Raw genomic sequence first — 17234 nt, forward strand, 5'->3', positions numbered from 1 at the left:
AAAGAACGACACCACACCGGAAGGAGACCGGACATGAAGGACTTCCGCAACAAGGTTGCCGCGATCACCGGCGCCGGCTCGGGCATCGGCCGCGCGCTGGCGGTGGCGCTGGCCCGCGAAGGCTGCCACCTGGCGCTGTCTGACCGCAACGAGGCCGGGCTGGCGCAGACCGTGGCCCAGGCCATGGCCGCGGCGCCGCATGCCCGCATCACGCAGCACACCGTGGATGTGGCCGACCGCGCCGCGGTCCATGCGTGGGCTGCCGCGTCCGCCGAGGCGCATGGCCGCGTCAACCTGATCTTCAACAACGCCGGCGTGGCGCTGTCCAGCACCGTCGAGGGCATGAGCTACGACGACCTGGAATGGATCATCGGCATCAACTTCTGGGGCGTGGTGTATGGCACCAAGGCCTTCCTGCCGTACCTGAAGGCCAGCGGCGACGGTCACGTGGTCAATACGTCGAGCATCTTCGGCATCTTCGCCCAGCCCGGCATGGGCGCCTACAACGCCAGCAAGTACGCGGTGCGCGGCTTCACCGAATCGCTGCGGCAGGAGCTGGACCTGATGGACTGCGGCGTGTCGGCCACCACCGTGCACCCCGGCGGCATCAAGACCAATATCGCGCAGGCCAGCCGCGTGTCGGCCAGCGTCAACGGCTTCCTGGTACGCGACGCGCAGCACGGCAAGGATGAGTTCGAGAAATTCTTCATCACCTCGCCCGACAAGGCCGCGCGCGTGATCCTGGAAGGCGTGCGCCGCAACCGCCGGCGCGTGCTGATCGGGCCGGATGCCTACGCCGCCGATGCCATGGCGCGGCTCCTGCCCGCCGCCTATCAGTCGCTGGTGGTGCGCGAGACGCGCCGCAAGCGCGATCTCGGCCCCGCCGCGGCACCGGCCCCGGTGGGCCAGGGAGAGCGCCCGTGAACCGGCTGGCGATCGAACACGATGCGGCGCTGCTGGCGCCACCGGGCGCGCTCACGCGCTGGTTCGGGCAGGGCCGCGTGGGGCTGTTCAGCCTGTCGCGCGCCACGCTGGCGCAGCGCCACGCGCTGCCGGCCTCGCGCTGGGTGCGCGTGCTCGGTGCGATGGTGCACTACACCGACGAAGGTCCCCCTGACGGCGAAACGCTGGTGCTGATCCACGGCTTCGGCGCGTCGCTGCATACATGGGAAGGGATCGTGCCGGCGCTGGCGCAGCGCTATCGCGTGCTGCGGCTGGACATCGCCCCGTTCGGGCTGACCGGCCCGCTGCGCGATGCGCGCGGGCGCATCGAGACCATGGACGTGCACCGCTACCGCGATTTCATCGACGCCTTCCTGGCCGCGGTGAACGTGCGCCGCGCCAGCATCATCGGCAATTCGCTGGGCGGGCTGATTGCATGGGACCTGGCGGTGCGCCGGCCCAATGCGGTCGACAAGCTGGTGCTGATCGACGCCGCCGGCTTTCCGATGCGGCTGCCGATCTATATCGACCTGTTCCGCCATGCGCCGGTGCGCTGGTCGGCGCCGTGGATGCTGCCCGAGTTCATCATCCGCGCCGCCACGCGCGACGTCTATGGCGATGCCTCGCGCGTGCCGGAATCCACCTTCCGCCGCTATGTGGACTTCTTCTATGCCGAAGGCAGCCGCGAGGCCGTCGGCAAGATGGTGCCCAGGCTCGACTTTGCCCAGCTGGGCACCCACCTGCTCGGCAGCGTGCGCGCGCCCACGCTGGTGCTGTGGGGCGAGCGCGACCGCTGGATCCCGCCCGCGCACGCACAGGCCTTCGCCGAGCGTATCCCCGGCGCGCAGCTGCGCCGCTACGCGGGGCTTGGCCACGTGCCGATGGAAGAAGACCCGCAACGCGTGGCCGCAGACCTGCTGCCCTTTTTAGCTCAATGAGCCTGCCACCCAAGGAGACCGCCATGATGCCAGTCCGCCGCGACGTGCATCCCCACCTGCCGCCAGAACGCATCAGCGACTGGCACGAACGGGGCCGTCACGTCACCCATTTCATCAACGCGCTGTCGATCTTCTTCCCGGGCGGGGAGCGCTTCTTCATGGACAGCGTGCGCAACTACCGCGACCAGGTGAAGGACCCGGAGCTGAGCCGTGCCATCGCCGGCTTTATCGGCCAGGAAGCGATGCACACGCGCGAGCACATCCTCTACAACCGGCTGATGGAAGACGCCGGCCTGCCCGCCGCGGCGCTGGACCGCGCGGTGTGGAAGCTGCTGGACGTGCTGCGCAAGATCCTGCCCAAGTCGTGGCAGCTGGCCCACACCATCGCGCTGGAGCACTACACGGCGATGCTGGCCGACGGTCTGCTGCGGGATCAGCGCCACATGGGCGCGGCCTCGGAGACCGGCTACCGGCAGGTGTGGACCTGGCACGCGCTGGAGGAAACCGAGCACAAGGCCGTGGCCTACGATGTCTGGAACACGGTGATGAAGCCCGGCCCGTACCGCTACTTCCTGCGCACTTTCACCATGCTGACCACCACGGTGACGTTCTGGGCCATGGTGTTCGTGTTCCACATCGCGCTGGTGATGGGCGACAAGGGCTGCCGCAACAAGCTGACCGGGTTTGGCGGCGTGCTGCGCTTCCTGTGGGCTTCGCCCGGCGTGCTGCCCAAGATGATCCCGGAGTGGCTCAGCTACTTCCGCCCCGGCTTCCATCCATGGGACGACGACAACCGCGCCGAGCTGGCGCGCATCGCGCCGCTGGTCCAGGAGATCGAGGACACCGCGCGCGCCGCCGGCGTCTCCACCCGTGCGCCTTCGCTGCGGGGGGCGGCATGACCATCTGGCAGTGCCGTATCTGTGGATTCGTTTATGAAGAAGCGCTCGGCATGCCCGAGCACGGCATCGCGCCCGGCACACCGTGGGGCGCGGTCCCGCCGGAGTGGAACTGCCCGGACTGCGGCATGGCGAAAGCGGATTTCGACATGGTTGCGCTATAGGCGGGCGGTGGTGCTGGAAAAGGGCTGAGGCGCCGGCCGTTACGGCTTGGCGCCCCCACCCTCCTCATCATGCAAATGCTCGATGATCGCCGCCACCCGGTCCCCCAGGTACTTGTTGGCCGAGATCTCCAGCGCCCGCATCATCTCTGTTTCCGCCATCACCAGCGCCAGCGGGCGGATGCGCCACAGGATGTCCACCAGCCGCGGCACGTCCTGCGGCGGCGGCAGCTTGCCCTCGCCAAAGCGGTCCAGCTCGCGCACCACGGTGGCGACGATATGGTCCGATACCGCCTGGAAATGCCCGCGCGACTGCGCGATGATCTCCAGCACGTCTTCCAGCGCAAAGCCCGCCTGGGCGATCTCCGCGCCCGCGGCCAGCGCGCGCGGGCTGCGCGCAAGATAGCCCAGGCCGTCCGGTTCCAGCAGCCCTAATGAGATCGCCTTGGCCAGCGCCGGGCGCGAGATCGCGCGGCCGAACAGCCGTGCCAGCGCCAGGTAGGAATAGTGCCGCGGCGTCTCATTGGTCCACGGGCTGCTGATGGCTGTCTCCAGCCCCAGGATCGAGCGCAGGTCGTGCCCTTCGACAATCGCCTTGAGCAGCTCGGTGATATTGGCCAGCGTATAGCCGCGCGCCAGCAGGTGGTGGATCAGCTTGAGCCGGCCCAGGTGCGCCTGCGTGTAGATGCCCACGCGCCCGCGCCGCTGCGGCGGGTCGATCAGGCCGCGGTCCTGGTAGGAGCGCACGTTGCGCACCGTGGTGCCGGCCACGCGCGCCAGCTCGTCGATGGTGTATTCCGGGCTGGGCGGCGTGGTGTCCGATGCCTGGCTGGTCGGGGACGAGGGGTGGCGGCGCCGGGTCAGTGTCATGCGAAAAATTCTAACCGAGGAATGCGGCAGGCAAAGGTGGCGCCTGGTTTTGCCGATAATGAGGGCATTGCCGCCCTACCCTCAATTGTCCACCTCCATGCATATCCGCTGGCTCGAAGACTTCGTCTGCCTGGCCCAGGCCGGCAGCCTGGCGCGCGCCGCCGAGCTGCGCAACGTGACCCCGCCCGCCTTTGGCCGGCGCATGCAGGCGCTGGAGGTCTGGGCCGGCGCCCCGCTGATCGACCGCAGCGCCTTCCCGGTGCGGCTGACCGCCGAAGGCCGCCAGTTCCTGGAAGCCGCGCAGAGCGCCCTGCGCACGCTGGATGAAACCCGCCTGGCGCTGCGCGCCGCGCACCGCGCCGACGCCAGCACGGTCACCATCGCCACCGGCAAGACCCTGGCGCGCTCGATGGTGCCGGCCTGGCTGGCGGGCCTGCGCGAGGCACTGCGGCACGACCCCGCCGCGGCCAGCTTCCGCACGCGCCTGTCGACCTTCCCGATGCACGATGCACTGGCGATGTTCGCCGAGGGCGATGCCGATTTCCTGCTCTGCTACAGCCCGCCGGACCTGCCGGTGATGCTGGACGACGCGCGCTACCAGTTCCACCTGGCCGGCGTGGAGCGGCTGGTGTGCGTCAGCGCCGCCGATGCGCGCGGCGCGCCGCTGCACCGGCTGGCCACTGCCAGGGCGGCTGCAAAGCCCGTGCCGATGATCGCCTACGCCGAGACCCTGACGCTGGGCCGCATGGTCAACCAGGAGATCGCGCGCCGCAAGCTGGCAGCGCGGCTGGACGTGATCGCGGTCAGCGACTTTGCCGAGTCGGTGCACGAGATGGTGCGCCAGCGCATGGGCCTGGCCTGGCTGCCGGCGCGGCTGATTGCCGATGACCTGCACGCGGGCCGGCTGGTGCGTGCCATCAGCGCCGCACGGGGCGACGATGGCGGCGACCTGGCGCTCGATATCCGGCTGTACCGCCCGCGCGCGCCGATGCGGCCGCTGGCCGAGGCATTCTGGCAGGCGGCGGTGCAGGCACCGCGCTGATTCGCCTTCGGCCGCACCATTGCCGAATCGGCAACCCCCCTTGCCAAAGCTGCACGCCGGGCCGGCTCCGCGCTCTCTACCATCGGTCCACAACCATGATTCCGGGACCCCCAGAGCCAAGACCATGAAGACCACCCTGCGCGCGGCCGCTGCCGCACTCTTCCTTGCCGCTTCCGCCGGCGCCCTCGCTTCCACCTGGCCCACCAAGCCGATCACGCTGGTGGTGGGCTACACCGCCGGCGGCAGCGTCGACCTGGTGGCCCGCACCATCGCCCCGGAACTGGGCAAGCGCCTGGGCCAGAGCGTGGTGATCGAAAACCTGGGCGGCGCCGGCGGCACCATCGGCGCGTCCAAGGTGGTCAAGGCAGACGCGGACGGCTACACCCTGCTGATGGGTTCCGGCAGTGAAGTGTCGATCGCCCGCCTGACCAACCCCGCCGTGCGCTACGACGGCGAGAAGGACCTGGCCCCGGTGACCTTCGTCGGCACCCAGCCGATGGTGCTGGTCGGCAAGACCGGCCTGCCGGCCAAAAATGCGGCCGAGCTGATTACGTTGGCCAAGGCCCAGCCGGGCAAGCTGGCCTATGCCTCGTCGGGCGTGGGCACGCCGCTGAACCTGGCCGGCGAGCTGATCAAGCAGCAGGGCAAGGTCAATATCACGCACGTGCCGTACAAGGGCGCCTCGGCCATGGCCACCGACCTGCTCGGCGGCCAGATCGACCTGGCGGTGATGGTGCTGTCGTCGGCGCTGCCGCATATCCAGGCCGGCCGCGTGCAGGCATACGGCGTGACCAATGCCAAGCGCTCGCCGGTAGCGCCGAACGTGCCCGCGCTGGCCGAGACCCCGGCGCTCAAGGGCGTCGACATGGGCGTGTGGTTCGGCCTGATGGGCCCGGCCAGGTTGCCGCAACCGGTGGTGGATCGCCTGAACACCGAGATGCAGGCCGTGCTGGCGATGCCGGATGTGAAGAAGAAGCTGGCAGAAGCCGGCGTGGAAGTGGCGCCTGCCAACCCGGCGCAGTTCGGCAGCTTTATCAAGCGCGAGACGGGGCGCTATCGCACCATCGTGCAGACGGCTGGGATTCATGAGTAAGTGAGGTGGCGGGCGATATCGCTCTTGCATACCCTCACCCTCACCCCCGCCCCTCTCCCGCGCGCGGGAGAGGGGAGACCGCAATCGGCAATGGCAAAGGCTGAAGCCTTCCTTAATCTGCCGGTTTGCGCCCGTCCCGCCTGCGGGAGAGGGGCGGGGGTGAGGGCGGGCGCTGGCAGTACCGCTGCCCTCAATAATGCCAATCTCAAACCTTGACCCGGCAGGCACTCGACCCGCCAGGCACCCTGAACGCACCGATTCCCATGACCCAGCCCACCGCACCGATCGACGCCTACCCGGTCGATGTCGCCTTCCCCGACATCCGCCCCTACGCCGCCGGCAACACCGGCATCCCCTACCTGTTCACCTTCGACAGCGGCCAGCCCGGCCCGCACGTGATGGTCAACGCGCTGACCCACGGCAACGAGGTCTGCGGCGCCATCGCCGTCAAGGCGCTGCTGGATCATGGCCTGCGCCCGCGCCGTGGCCGCCTGACGCTGGCCTTTGCCAACGTCGATGCTTATCACCGCTTCGATGCCGCCAGGCCCGACGCCTCGCGCTTCGTCGACCAGGACTTCAACCGCGTATGGACCGCCAGGGTGCTGGACGACACCAGCCTGGATTCATCGGAGTTGCGCCGCGCGCGCGCCATGCGCCCGGTGATCGACACCGTCGACCTGCTGCTGGACCTGCATTCCATGCATGAGAAAAGCCGGCCGCTGATCGTCTCCGGCCCGCTGGACAAGGGCATTGCACTGTCACGCGCGCTGGGCGCGCCGGCCGATGTGATCGTCGACGAAGGCCACCCCGAAGGCCGCCGCATGCGCGACTACGATGGCTTTGGCGATGCCGCCAGCCCGCGCAACGCGCTGCTGATCGAGTGCGGCCAGCACTGGGAGCCCAGCGCCGTGACTGTGGCGCAGGACAGCACCGCGCGCTTCCTGCTGCATGCCGGCATCGTGGATGAAGCCGACCTGCCCGCCGGCTGGCTGCAGCCGCTGCCCGCCACGCAGCGCGTGGTACGCGTGACCGAGCCGGTGGTGGCCACCAGCATGGACTTCCGCTTTGCCGGTCCCTACACCGGGCTGGAGACCTTTACCGAGGCCGGGACCGTAATCGGCTGGCGCGACGGCGAGCCAGTGGTGACGCCGTATCCGGATTGCGTGCTGGTGATGCCGTCGCTGCGCCAGTTGCGCCCGGGCGTGACCGTGGTGCGCCTGGGCCGGCTGGAACGCTGACCCGGCGAGGCGCTCCGATCTACCGCGTGTGTGCTCCCTCTCCCGCTTGCGGGAGAGGGTTGGGGTGAGGGCGGGGGTATCGACGAAGTATGGCGTGTCGGTCTGCCAGTGCCTGCCCTCACCCCCTGCCCCGCTCCCGCAAGCGGCAGGGGAGCAAACCGCAGGGTTCAGAAAAGTTGCCACGCCCCCGCTCAGGCCGCAGGTGTCGCGCCTTGCGCCGCCGGACTAGCCTGCGTCCCCGCCGGCGGCGGAGGCGGCGGCAGCATGCCGGGGAACAGCTGTTCGACCAGTTCATCCAGCTTGGACGACGGCTGCACGAAGTTACTCAGGTTCAGCCCGCCCGCACTGCGGTTGGCGTCGTAGATCGCCTTGCCGACACGGTCGCCGTTGCGGAACACGGTGATGTCCGCGCTGTTCAGGTAAGAGGTCCAGTACCAGGCGCCGCGCGCCGTGTACAGCGCCACCATCGGGCACGCCCCGGGGGAGGCCTGCGCCTGCAGCACCTTCACCTCGAAATTGCGCCGCCGCAGCGACGCGAGGAAGCTCTCGACAAAGTCATTGCCGGTGACCGGGTTCACCACCACGCACAGCAGCGTGCCATTGGCGCCGTAGTTGCCCAGCGGACCGCCGCCGGCCGGCACCTGGAACGCGACAAGGGGATCGTTGCGGTCAGGCCGGTCGACCGGCGTCACGGCCTGGTAGGTCGAGCAGCCGGTGAGCAGCAGGCCAAGGCCGGCGGCCAGCAGAGCTTTGTTCATGGGATGTCCTGGATGGCTGGGGCGGCGTGCCATGCAAGGCGCAGTGGTTACCGCATACCTTCACACTGTAGGTGCCGGCACGCCGATCCAATCGTCCAAACAGAAGCGCAAATCCGCCGCTTCTGCATGAAGGGGTGGCGCCTCAGCCGCCCTGCGCCAGCCGGCCCACCAGGACCAGGCACAGCCCGGCAAGGCAGACCCCGATCACTGCCACCTGCACGCGCGTAACGGGTTTGCCGCCAAACAGCGTCTGGCTGAGCCAGGCCGGCGAGACCAGGCCGACGATGGTGCCCACCATGATCAGGATGGCAAGGACGGACAGTACGGATTGCATGGAAAGACTCCGGATTCCTGGACCAGCGCGATCAGTTGGCGCCGCCGCGCAGCAGGCAGTCGCGCAGCAGCGGCGAGCCATCCGCCAGCCCTGCCCCATTGCATTCCACCGCCACCTTCTGGCCGCGGCGCACCATGGTGGCGCGGGCTTCCACTTCACACACCCGCCCTGCCGGGCCGCAGATCTGGCGTTGCAGCAGCAGCGCGCGCACGCTTACGCCGGGATCGTTGGTGCGGATATCGACATAGACCTGGTCACCTTCGCGCCGGATGCCGCTGGCGACGCCTTCGACGATCAGGTACTGGCCCAGGTAGCGGGTGTTGGCTCCCCTGGGGTTGTCGCGGTATTCATTCAGCAGCGCGTCGGCCTGGAGTTGCGGCAGGCGGTCCGCGGGGCGCTCCGGGTCGATACTGACCGGGTCCAGCGTGCCGTTGCGCGGCACGCCGCGCACGTCGCTGGCAGGCACCGCGCTGGCCGCGGCCTGTGCTTCAGCCTGTGCGTCGGGCGTGGCACCGCCGACATCGTCGCGGCGGTCATTGCCGGCAAACCACAACATGCCAAGGACAGCCACGGCGACGATGGCAATCAGGATTTGCTGGGTACGGTTCATCATCAGGAGGTCCTGCGTCTGTGAAAGCGGAAGGCGGAACCGGATTATGCCCCCTGCCTGCCGCAAAAGCGCTCAATCGCGGCCACGGCATTGTCCACGCCGCGCTCGGCGGCGATCGCGCGGCCCAGCGTGGCGGCCCGTTCGCGCGTGGCCGGCTGCAAAGCGCCGGCTTCCCTTGGGTCAGAAGTCGTCAGGTGTGGACTTGTCTGCATCGTTTTGCAGCTGACGCTGTTCACGCTCGATCTGCTTGATGCTTTTTTGCGGCGTGGGAAGCTTCTCTGGCATGGTGCCGCCAAGGTCGGCGATAGTTTGCCGTACCTTCGCACCAACCTCATAGTGGGTCTGGTTTGCCTGCTTCTTGCCCTGAACGCTTTCCCGTCGCAGCTTCTCTTCCGTCTGCGTCGCACGGAACAAGTTGGCAGCCAGCTCGGTGCTGCCCATATGGTCCAGGATCTTCTGGCTCTTCTTCAGGCCTTTGGTAGCGTGGATGTCCTTTGCACCCAGCCCGCCATAGAGCCCTTTGTAGCCGTGGTCCTGAAAAACCGTATAGTCCAATGTGGTCTCGACGCCTGCGTTCTTTGCCGCTGCTGTCAGGGCTTTGTTGTGTTCAGTCATTTCCCCCCGCAGCATCAAGCGACGCTCATCCTCGGTGAGGGTTCTGAAGCGGGCTTCATCGGCTAGCTCTTGCCGCCTTGTCTGGAGCGCGAAGTACGTTTGACCGTTGGCGATCACGGGCTTGGATGGGTCCCCGTTCTGCACGATCAGGTAGCAGGCGTAGCGGGAGAGTCGGCAATCCTCAATTTCGCGGCGCGCGCCGGAACCGATCTCGACCATTGTGAGGACGTCCTCAAAATGGTTGTCTGCCGCCTGGCCACTGTTGCGGCAAGCCTCCCTTGCGCGGTCTATGACAGGAACAAAGTGGCGATATTGTGAATATTCGAGCACTCCAGCCAGCTGTCTTGCAAGCCAGAATTCGCGGCCGAGCTCATCTTCGTGCCGAATGCTTTCGAAGGTCTGGTGGTGCTGTGCCGCCACTCGATCATCAGCCATGTGATCTCCCCGGAAATGTTGGGTGTCCCTCAGTGTTCCAGGGTCATTCTACTGTATGAATATACAGTGGCAAAGCTCGTTCGCGCGGGCGACCACGCTGCACCGGGGCGCGACACGCAGGCCCCCTAGGCATCTCTTGCAGAGGCGCGGGAACTGCTACTTCCCAATACAAAACCGCGTAAAAATCGTCCCCAGCAAATCATCACTGGTGAAGTCGCCGGTGATGCTGTTCAGGTGTTCCTGCGCCAGCCGCAGCTCCTCGGCAAAGAGATCCAGTGCCTGTGCCTGTTGCGCGGCCTGCTCGGCGGCAACGTCGAGATGCGATTGCGCCTGGCGCAGCGCCGTGAGGTGGCGCTCGCGGGCCAGGAAGGTGCCCTCGTTGCCAGACTGCCAGCCGACCAGGCGCAGCAGTTCGCGGCGCAGCAGTTCGATGCCGGCACCGGTGCGTGCCGAGATCCAGATCTCTGTCGGATTTGGCCCATTGGCCGCGACCACGTGCGGCCGGTTGCCGCCGAACACGACATCCCCCACCGCCGGCGCCTTGTCGATCTTGTTGACGATGCGCACGATCGGCGAGCCCGGCGGCAGCTGGCCGCTGAGCTGGTCGTCGATGGCGTCGTCGGTCTCGGACAGGCCGTGGCGCAGGTAGTCGGTGGCGTCGACCAGGTGCAGCACGATGTCGGCGCGGCGGATGGCGTCCCAGGTGCGTTCGATGCCGATGCGCTCGACTTCGTCGGCGGCGTGCTCGCGCAGGCCGGCGGTGTCGATGATATGCAGCGGGATGCCGTCGATCTGGATGGTCTCGCGCACGCGGTCGCGCGTGGTGCCGGCAATCGGCGTGACGATGGCCAGCTCAGCGCCGGCCAGTGCGTTCAGCAGCGATGACTTGCCCACGTTGGGCTGGCCCGCCAGTACTACCGACAGGCCCTCGCGCAGCAGGGCGCCCTGGCGCGCCTGCGCCAGTACCGCGCCCAGTTCGTTGCGGATGGTGGCGAGTTGGCCGCGCGCGTCGGACTGCTCCAGGAAGTCGATCTCTTCCTCGGGGAAGTCGAGCGTGGCTTCCACCAGCATGCGCAGGTGGATAACTTTATCCACAAGCTTGCGGATGGCGTTGGAGAACTCGCCTTCCATCGAGCGCGCGGCCGAGCGCGCCGCGGCTTCGGTGCTGGCTTCGATCAGGTCGGCCACGGCCTCGGCCTGGGCCAGGTCGAGCTTGTCGTTAAGGAAGGCGCGCCGCGTGAACTCGCCGGGCTCGGCCAGGCGCAGGCCGAGGCCGTCGCCGGCCTGCAGGCAGCGCGTCAGCAGCATCTGCATCACCACCGGGCCGCCGTGGCCCTGCAACTCCAGCACTTCCTCGCCGGTATAGGAATTGGGCGCCGGGAAATACAGCGCCAGGCCGTGGTCGATGACCTTGCCATGGCCATCGAGGAACGGCAGGTAAGTCGCGTGGCGCGGCTTCAGTGCCTGGCCGCAGACGGCGCGCATCACGGGGCCGACATCGGGGCCCGACACGCGCACCACGCCAATGCCGCCGCGTCCGGGCGCGGTGGCGATGGCGGCAATGGGAACCTGGGGTGCAGTCATGGCGGTATTGTCGCAGATCGGGTGCAGTTGGCGTGGCACACGGTGGGCAGGCCGCCATGGCGGGCGGGTGGTCAGGTGGCGCCGGGCAGCGGCGGCGGCGCTTCATCCGGCATTGCCTGCGCGTCCAGGCAATCGGCCATCAGCCGGCGCGCGACGATGCCGTCGACAAAGCTTCCGAGCTTGGTCTGGCCTTTGACCAGCTTGCGATGCAGGCGCCTGGTATAGCGCGACGGCAGCACCGGCTCGAATGCTTCAATCACATAGCGCAGCCGCTTGCCGGCGATGCGTTGCTTGTGCACCGCGCGGGCATCGCCATGGCGCGCAACCTTGGTCAGCGCGCGCAGCTGCTTGCGGCCACGGCGCACGCGCTTGCGGGCAAAGGGTCCGAGGCGGCCGCCGTCCTTGCGGGCGCGGGTGGCAAGATGGGCCAGGTGCGCCAGGTCCCGATGCAGCGCGGGCAGCGGCCAGTCGCGGTAGCGGGCCAGGGCCGCGAGCATGGCGTCACGGGCCGCAGTGCGGCGCTCACGCGCCGTGTCGCCGATGGCCGCCAGCACGGTGTCGTCCGGTTCCAGCTTGCATGCCGGGGCGATGGTTTCGGCCAGGAATACGTCCCAGTCGCGGACCGCGCTGGTGGCGCGCGCCAGCATGCGCAGGTCTTGCTGCCAGCGGTCGCGCTCCTGCCGCGGCAACGACGGCCCCAGGGCCCAGAGCACCGCGCGCGCATGGCGCACCGCCACGCGCAGCGCGTGCAGGTCTTCGGGCTCGTCGCGGTGCAGCAACTGGTCCAGGCATGCTTCGATGCGCGCCAGGCTGGCCTGTATCAGCGCGGCAAAGGCAGCAGCCGGCCGCGTCTTGCGGTGCAGTGTGGGGGGATGGGCGTCGACGGTCATGGCGGGCTGCATGCGGTCAGGCGCGTAGGCGGGACGCGGATGCTTTCAGTGTAGGTGACGGCACGCGCTTGCGCGGCCAGGCGACGCGCAAGCCACTCGCTAAAGGCGCCCACCCATGACAGGCACAACATCGAGGCGGTCTGCCACATGCCCGCTTGACCGGCGGCGCGTTTAGCGCGTCGCCACGATGAACAGGCGCGGGAACGGCAGCAGCACCGATCCGTCCGGCAGCGCCGGGTACGCCCTGGCAATCCCGGCCTCGTAGCAGGTCAGGTAGGCGGCGCGCTCGGCGTCATCCAGCGGCTGCAGGAAAGGGCGCAGGCCGCTGCCCTTGAACCACTCCACCACTGCGGCCGGGCCGCCGGCCAGCGGATGGTGGTACGTGGTCAGCCAAACGTCCACGCGCTGGCACAGCGGGCGCAGCAGCTCGTAGTACCAGCGCGCCGGGGCACGCTCGGCGCGGGCCTTGCTGGCACCCGCGAGCTTGCCGGCCCACGGGCCTTCCGCCGCCACCTGGCGCATCAGCCGGTGCGCGGGTTCTTCCAGGTTGTCCGGCATCTGCACGGCCAGCGTGCCGCCAGTGGAGAGCTTCGACACCAGTGCCGGGAACAGGTTGGCATGATCAGGCAGCCACTGCAGCACGGCATTGGCCAGGATCACGTCATAGGGACCGGCCTCGTCCCAGGCGCCGATGTCGGCCACGCGGAACTGCACGTCGGGCAGGCGCTTGCGCGCCGCGTCGATCATGTCCTGCGAGCTGTCCATCCCGGTCACCGACGCCCCCGCATAGCGCGCCAGCAGCACCTCGGTCGAGTTGCCCGGCCCGCAGCCGATATCCACCGCGCTGCGCACGATCTCATTGGGGATGGCAGCCACCAGGTCGCGGACCGGGCGGGTGCGTTCGTCTTCAAAGGCGACGTATTGGCGGGAAGACCAGCTCATGGGGATCTCCTGACTTTTGGGACAGGCCAGTAGGATACGCCTGCCGCAGGCAATGCCGCGTGAACGAGGCACTCCTCGCCCGCTTGCGGGTGAGACCGATGCACGCTGGCCATGCTGACTTGCTCCCAAGAACCGACACGTCGTCCCCGCGAAGGCGGGGACCCAGTGTCTTTGAAGCACTAGCGCTTCTCAAAGTCGCTGGATTCCCGCCTGCGCGGGAATGACGGAGTGGGGTCTATTTTCTTGGCAAACGGCTACTGGGGTAGGAGAGAAAACCATCAGCGCGCACCAAACAAAAAGCCCGGCATCTCTGCCGGGCTTTTCACTTACCGCATCCTGCAACAGCTTCAGCTCTTCGCCACCGCTCCCGCCTTGCCCTTGCCGAGCATGCGGTTGATCTGCCATTGCTGGGCGATCGACAGGATGTTGTTCACCACCCAGTACAGCACCAGGCCGGCCGGGAAGAAGAAGAACATGAACGAGAACACCAGCGGCATGATCATCATGACCTTGGCCTGGACCGGGTCCGGCGGGGTCGGGTTCAGCCTGGTCTGCACGAACATCGATGCGGCCATCACGACCGGCAGGATGTAGAACGGATCCGGCACCGACAGGTCATGGATCCAGCCCAGCCACGGCGCGCCGCGCATTTCCACCGACGACAGCAGCACCCAGTACAGCGCAATGAACACCGGGATCTGGATCACGATGGGCAGGCAGCCGCCGAGCGGGTTGACCTTCTCGGTCTTGTACAGCGCCATCATCTCCTGGTTCATCTTCTGCGGATCGCCCTTGTGGCGCTCGCGGATCGACGTCATGCGCGGCTGCAGGTCCTTCATCTTGCCCATGGACTTGTAGCTTGCCGCCGACAGCGGGAAGAACACCAGCTTGATCAGCACCGTCAGCGCGATGATCGACCAGCCCCAGTTGTTCAGGAAGCCGTGCAGTTTTTCCAGCAGCCAGAACAGCGGCTTGGCCAGGATGGTCAGCCAGCCGTAGTCCTTCACCAGTTCCAGGCCCGGGGTGATCTTCTCGAGCATGCGCTCTTCCTGCGGACCGGCAAACAGGCGTGCGTCGGTCGTCACGGTCGCGCCCGGGGCGATCTGGCCCAGCGGTTGCTGAATGCCCACGCGGAACAGGTTGGCATCGATCTTCTCGACGTAGAAGCTGTGCTCCTTGCCGGACTGGGGAATCCAGGCCGAGGCAAAGTAGTGCTGCACCATGGCCACCCAGCCGCTGCTGCTTGCGGCCGGCACGCTGGCCTTGCCCTTGCCGATGTCGTCGAAGGTGATCTTGTGGTACTTGTCGGCGTCGGTGTAGATGGCCGGGCCGGTGAAGGTGCTGTAGAACTGCGACTGCTCGACCTTGCTGCCGTCACGCGCCAGTTCCAGGTACAGCGTCGGCGAGACCGGCGCGGCACCTTCGTTGGTCACGGCAAAGCGCGTGTCCACCACATAGCTGCCCTTGTGGAAGATGTAGGTCTTCACAAACTTCACGCCGTTCTTGTCGGCGGTCAGCGTGACTTCCAGCTTGTCGGCGCCGTCCAGCGAGCGCGGGCCCGGGGCCGCGGTGAACACCGTGGTGTGGTTGGGCAGGTCGCCGCCGATCAGGCCCGATCGGGCCATATACGTGCGGGTGGTGTCGCGTTCGAACAGCACCACCGGCTTGCCGTCCTTCTCGTGCTCGTTGAGCAGCTCCAGGCGCGACAGGATGCCGCCGGCGGTGTCGATCTCGGCGCGCACCTCGTCGGTGGTCACCACGATCTTCTCGCCGGTGGGCTGGGCCGCGGCCTGCGGCGCGGCCGGGGCAGCGGTACCCGCTGCGCCTGCCGGCACGTTGGCCTTGGGCACGTCGCCCTGCGCGGCAGCGCCGCTGGCGCCCGGCGCCGAAGCGCCCTGCTGTTGCGTCGTGCTCGGGAAGAACATCGACGCATGGCCTTGGGAGCGCTGCCAGTTGTCGTAGAGCAGCACGAGGGACATCGAGAAGATGACCCAGAGGATGGTGCGTTTGATATCCATGTCTGGCTGTGGTCGGAGAAATCAGGGTCTGGGCAGACGGATCGCCACAGGCGCATGGCCTGCGGCGGCATGGACGGAACGGCCCGCGTGGGTGTCCGGCCTGGCAGTGTCGTCAGCTTCCGTGCCCGGCACGGGATCATACCCGCCTTGTGTGAAAGGATGGCAACGGCACAGCCGGCAGGCGGCCATCCAGCTGCCGCGCGCGGCGCCGTAATGGACGACGGCGTCGCGGGCGTACTCGGAACAGGTCGGCACGAAGCGGCACTGCGAGCCCAGGTAAGGACTCAGGGCGATCTTGTAGATACGCAGCAGGGCTAGCAGGATCGGCTTCATGGCGGGGTGGTCAGGCTGGGAGGCCCGGTGCCTGGCTGGGTGGCGCAGGCGGTGCGGGGTTTGCCGTCGGCGGTGGTGGCGGCAGCGGCCTGGCGGCAATTTCCAGCAAGCTGGTGATTTCCGCCAGGCACGCCTGTCTGACCGCAGCACGCGTCGCAAATTCCGCGCGCGGAAACTTGGCTTGCAGGCGCAGCAGCACGTCGCGCCCCGCCAGCGCTTCACGGCGCTGGCGGAACAGCTCGCGCGCCATGCGCTTCACCAGGTTGCGCTCAGCGGCGCGCGGCGCGAACTTCTTGCCCACCACCACGCCAAGGCGGCCTTCCGGCCGGTCATTGGCGCGTACATAGAGCACGAAATGCGGGCTGCGACGCCGGGGCCGCAAAGCAAAAACGGATGAAAACTCATCCGTCTTTGTCAGTCTTGCGGCTTTGGGGAAGGCATGGGCAGACACGCTGGGCAATGCTGGCGAGAGATACTGCTGACTAACTAGCTGAGCCCTGCGGCAAGCTGCCGGCCGTCCCTGAGGTAAGGCGTCAGGCCATGACGGCAACGCAGTGCGCGCCGTCATACCGGTCGCCCCGGCCTCAGATGGCCAGGCGCTTGCGGCCCTTGGCGCGGCGTGCGTTGATGACGGCACGGCCGCCGCGGGTCTTCATGCGGACACGGAAGCCGTGGGTACGCTTGCGGCGGGTAACGGAAGGTTGGTAGGTACGTTTCATGTTGCACTCTCTGGTTGATCTGGGCGCGCCTGACACCGGCCGGTGCCGGGGTGCCGTGGCCGCCGCGTATGGTTCGCATGGGGCTGCCGCTGGCAAGACACTGCAGCGGGATTGCCGACGATTCTGGTTCTGTCTTGCTGCCGGCCGTGTTTATGCATGTGCAGGTCGATAACCTGTTAGCAAGGACGGCACGAACAGGCCAGACCCGGCGATGCGCATACGTGATCCCCTGCCGCATCGCAGAACCCGGCATTTAACCGATTTTCTCCGACGCTGTCAAGCGGCCGGTCTGTGTGCAAGGACACAATTGCTACACCGCTCTGTGGCCCCTGGTGCGTCATTGTCCACAACGCCCGGTGGGTAACTGTATGTGCCCTCCGGGCCACCGCCAGTGCAGTCATCCACAGGTGAAGTCCCTGTTTTACCTGAAATTTTCCCCGTTTTCACACCCCGGAAAGCCGCATCACAGCAAGGGTTGTGCACACAAATCCACTGCATTTGCACAAGTTGTCCACAGACTTATCCTTTGTGGATAACTCAGGGGCGGGGGTACAATCCGGGTCCAAACACTACACGGGCTGCGTGGCGCAGGCGCAACCCGGGCCCCCACCGCGGCAACGCATGACTGAACGCACGCCAGTGCGGCGAACCTGAAGGTTCGCTGGCTGCTGCATTGGCATGCCGCGGAGGCCTCACCGAACGGAATTGATTCCTAATACGGTAAGGATGGCCCGGATCGCGCGGCGTAAACGCCGCTTGTGGCGTGCCGGGGGAACCGCTGAATGGCGGCCGGGTACGATTACCAAAAAACAAACA

Annotated in this window: 20 protein-coding genes; 7 read left to right on the forward strand and 13 right to left on the reverse strand. The window is 67.4% G+C overall.

Going from position 1 to position 17234, the window contains the following annotated elements:
* The first annotated feature begins 33 nt into the window (after positions 1–33).
* From ACREYQ_RS17520 to ACREYQ_RS17535, 4 genes are read left to right on the forward strand one after another with little or no spacing between them, the layout of a single operon-like run.
* Entirely contained in the window at positions 34–924 is an 891-nt protein-coding gene (locus ACREYQ_RS17520) for an SDR family NAD(P)-dependent oxidoreductase (RefSeq protein WP_432258766.1), read from the forward strand.
* On the forward strand, positions 921–1880 hold the full coding sequence (locus ACREYQ_RS17525) for an alpha/beta fold hydrolase (RefSeq protein ID WP_432258767.1): 960 nt from the start codon (positions 921–923) through the stop codon (positions 1878–1880). The genes ACREYQ_RS17520 and ACREYQ_RS17525 overlap by 4 nt, the downstream gene beginning before the upstream one ends.
* 23 nt (positions 1881–1903) lie before the next feature.
* The gene (locus ACREYQ_RS17530) at positions 1904–2779 is read left to right on the forward strand and encodes a metal-dependent hydrolase (RefSeq protein ID WP_432258768.1); all 876 of its coding nucleotides are present in this window, start codon (positions 1904–1906) and stop codon (positions 2777–2779) included.
* Complete coding sequence (locus ACREYQ_RS17535; protein ID WP_432258769.1) at positions 2776–2940, forward strand: rubredoxin; 165 nt, start codon at positions 2776–2778, stop codon at positions 2938–2940. The genes ACREYQ_RS17530 and ACREYQ_RS17535 overlap by 4 nt, the downstream gene beginning before the upstream one ends.
* A gap of 39 nt (positions 2941–2979) precedes the next feature.
* Here the strand turns inward: ACREYQ_RS17535 and ACREYQ_RS17540 are convergent, their stop codons facing one another.
* The gene (locus ACREYQ_RS17540) at positions 2980–3807 is read right to left on the reverse strand and encodes a MerR family transcriptional regulator (protein ID WP_432258770.1); all 828 of its coding nucleotides are present in this window, start codon (positions 3805–3807) and stop codon (positions 2980–2982) included.
* 97 nt (positions 3808–3904) lie between these two features.
* Here ACREYQ_RS17540 and ACREYQ_RS17545 point away from each other — a divergent pair, with 97 nt between their 5' ends.
* The 3 genes from ACREYQ_RS17545 (at position 3905) to ACREYQ_RS17555 (ending at position 7180) form a co-directional block, all read left to right on the forward strand.
* The gene (locus ACREYQ_RS17545) at positions 3905–4849 is read left to right on the forward strand and encodes a LysR family transcriptional regulator (RefSeq protein WP_432260440.1); all 945 of its coding nucleotides are present in this window, start codon (positions 3905–3907) and stop codon (positions 4847–4849) included.
* Positions 4850–4973: 124 nt separating this feature from the next.
* Complete coding sequence (locus ACREYQ_RS17550) at positions 4974–5942, forward strand: Bug family tripartite tricarboxylate transporter substrate binding protein (RefSeq protein ID WP_432258771.1); 969 nt, start codon at positions 4974–4976, stop codon at positions 5940–5942.
* A 263-nt stretch (positions 5943–6205) separates the two neighbouring features.
* Positions 6206–7180, forward strand: coding sequence for a M14 family metallopeptidase (locus ACREYQ_RS17555; RefSeq protein WP_432258772.1), 975 nt, complete (start codon positions 6206–6208; stop codon positions 7178–7180).
* A gap of 191 nt (positions 7181–7371) precedes the next feature.
* Here ACREYQ_RS17555 and ACREYQ_RS17560 read toward each other — a convergent pair whose 3' ends face one another.
* The 12 genes from ACREYQ_RS17560 to rpmH form a co-directional block, all read right to left on the reverse strand.
* Positions 7372–7938, reverse strand: a complete 567-nt coding sequence (locus tag ACREYQ_RS17560) for an Sbal_3080 family lipoprotein (protein ID WP_432258773.1) — start codon at positions 7936–7938, stop codon at positions 7372–7374.
* Between the two features lie 142 nt (positions 7939–8080).
* Positions 8081–8272 (reverse strand): hypothetical protein, encoded by a 192-nt coding sequence (locus tag ACREYQ_RS17565; protein WP_432258774.1) that lies wholly within the window; start codon positions 8270–8272, stop codon positions 8081–8083.
* Between the two features lie 31 nt (positions 8273–8303).
* Positions 8304–8885 carry an OB-fold putative lipoprotein gene (locus ACREYQ_RS17570; RefSeq protein ID WP_432258775.1) on the reverse strand — a complete coding sequence of 194 codons (582 nt, stop codon included), beginning with the start codon at positions 8883–8885 and terminating at the stop codon, positions 8304–8306.
* A 41-nt stretch (positions 8886–8926) separates the two neighbouring features.
* A complete protein-coding gene (locus tag ACREYQ_RS17575; RefSeq protein ID WP_432260450.1) occupies positions 8927–9094 on the reverse strand; it encodes a hypothetical protein in 168 nt (55 codons plus the stop codon).
* Positions 9063–9932, reverse strand: coding sequence for a DNA damage-inducible protein D (gene dinD / locus ACREYQ_RS17580; protein ID WP_432258776.1), 870 nt, complete (start codon positions 9930–9932; stop codon positions 9063–9065). The genes ACREYQ_RS17575 and dinD overlap by 32 nt, the downstream gene beginning before the upstream one ends.
* A gap of 156 nt (positions 9933–10088) precedes the next feature.
* On the reverse strand, positions 10089–11516 hold the full coding sequence (gene mnmE / locus ACREYQ_RS17585) for a tRNA uridine-5-carboxymethylaminomethyl(34) synthesis GTPase MnmE (protein WP_432258777.1): 1428 nt from the start codon (positions 11514–11516) through the stop codon (positions 10089–10091).
* A 71-nt stretch (positions 11517–11587) separates the two neighbouring features.
* On the reverse strand, positions 11588–12406 hold the full coding sequence (locus tag ACREYQ_RS17590; protein ID WP_432258778.1) for a CHAD domain-containing protein: 819 nt from the start codon (positions 12404–12406) through the stop codon (positions 11588–11590).
* Between the two features lie 171 nt (positions 12407–12577).
* Positions 12578–13348: a trans-aconitate 2-methyltransferase gene (tam, locus tag ACREYQ_RS17595; RefSeq protein WP_432258779.1), complete on the reverse strand. Its 771-nt coding sequence runs from the start codon at positions 13346–13348 to the stop codon at positions 12578–12580.
* A 347-nt stretch (positions 13349–13695) separates the two neighbouring features.
* Positions 13696–15366, reverse strand: coding sequence for a membrane protein insertase YidC (gene yidC / locus ACREYQ_RS17600; protein ID WP_432258780.1), 1671 nt, complete (start codon positions 15364–15366; stop codon positions 13696–13698).
* A 21-nt stretch (positions 15367–15387) separates the two neighbouring features.
* Positions 15388–15699 (reverse strand): membrane protein insertion efficiency factor YidD, encoded by a 312-nt coding sequence (gene yidD / locus ACREYQ_RS17605; RefSeq protein WP_432258781.1) that lies wholly within the window; start codon positions 15697–15699, stop codon positions 15388–15390.
* 10 nt (positions 15700–15709) lie between these two features.
* Complete coding sequence (rnpA, locus tag ACREYQ_RS17610) at positions 15710–16150, reverse strand: ribonuclease P protein component (RefSeq protein WP_432260441.1); 441 nt, start codon at positions 16148–16150, stop codon at positions 15710–15712.
* A 133-nt stretch (positions 16151–16283) separates the two neighbouring features.
* Entirely contained in the window at positions 16284–16418 is a 135-nt protein-coding gene (gene rpmH / locus ACREYQ_RS17615) for a 50S ribosomal protein L34 (protein ID WP_008650850.1), read from the reverse strand.
* Between the last annotated feature and the right edge of the window lie 816 nt (positions 16419–17234).

This window comes from Cupriavidus sp. TMH.W2, assembly GCF_050847365.1.
Lineage (GTDB): Bacteria > Pseudomonadota > Gammaproteobacteria > Burkholderiales > Burkholderiaceae > Cupriavidus.

Coding starts and splice junctions, on each gene's coding strand:
- ACREYQ_RS17550 (WP_432258771.1), top strand. CDS start 4,974: ATGAAGACCACCCTGCGCGCGGCCGCTGCCGCACTCTTCCTTGCCGCT.
- ACREYQ_RS17555 (WP_432258772.1), top strand. CDS start 6,206: ATGACCCAGCCCACCGCACCGATCGACGCCTACCCGGTCGATGTCGCC.
- ACREYQ_RS17575 (WP_432260450.1), bottom strand. CDS start 9,094: ATGCAGACAAGTCCACACCTGACGACTTCTGACCCAAGGGAAGCCGGC.
- ACREYQ_RS17540 (WP_432258770.1), bottom strand. CDS start 3,807: ATGACACTGACCCGGCGCCGCCACCCCTCGTCCCCGACCAGCCAGGCA.
- mnmE (WP_432258777.1), bottom strand. CDS start 11,516: ATGACTGCACCCCAGGTTCCCATTGCCGCCATCGCCACCGCGCCCGGA.
- ACREYQ_RS17535 (WP_432258769.1), top strand. CDS start 2,776: ATGACCATCTGGCAGTGCCGTATCTGTGGATTCGTTTATGAAGAAGCG.
- yidC (WP_432258780.1), bottom strand. CDS start 15,366: ATGGATATCAAACGCACCATCCTCTGGGTCATCTTCTCGATGTCCCTC.
- dinD (WP_432258776.1), bottom strand. CDS start 9,932: ATGGCTGATGATCGAGTGGCGGCACAGCACCACCAGACCTTCGAAAGC.
- yidD (WP_432258781.1), bottom strand. CDS start 15,699: ATGAAGCCGATCCTGCTAGCCCTGCTGCGTATCTACAAGATCGCCCTG.
- ACREYQ_RS17530 (WP_432258768.1), top strand. CDS start 1,904: ATGATGCCAGTCCGCCGCGACGTGCATCCCCACCTGCCGCCAGAACGC.
- ACREYQ_RS17565 (WP_432258774.1), bottom strand. CDS start 8,272: ATGCAATCCGTACTGTCCGTCCTTGCCATCCTGATCATGGTGGGCACC.
- ACREYQ_RS17590 (WP_432258778.1), bottom strand. CDS start 12,406: ATGACCGTCGACGCCCATCCCCCCACACTGCACCGCAAGACGCGGCCG.
- ACREYQ_RS17520 (WP_432258766.1), top strand. CDS start 34: ATGAAGGACTTCCGCAACAAGGTTGCCGCGATCACCGGCGCCGGCTCG.
- ACREYQ_RS17570 (WP_432258775.1), bottom strand. CDS start 8,885: ATGATGAACCGTACCCAGCAAATCCTGATTGCCATCGTCGCCGTGGCT.
- tam (WP_432258779.1), bottom strand. CDS start 13,348: ATGAGCTGGTCTTCCCGCCAATACGTCGCCTTTGAAGACGAACGCACC.
- ACREYQ_RS17545 (WP_432260440.1), top strand. CDS start 3,905: ATGCATATCCGCTGGCTCGAAGACTTCGTCTGCCTGGCCCAGGCCGGC.
- ACREYQ_RS17560 (WP_432258773.1), bottom strand. CDS start 7,938: ATGAACAAAGCTCTGCTGGCCGCCGGCCTTGGCCTGCTGCTCACCGGC.
- rpmH (WP_008650850.1), bottom strand. CDS start 16,418: ATGAAACGTACCTACCAACCTTCCGTTACCCGCCGCAAGCGTACCCAC.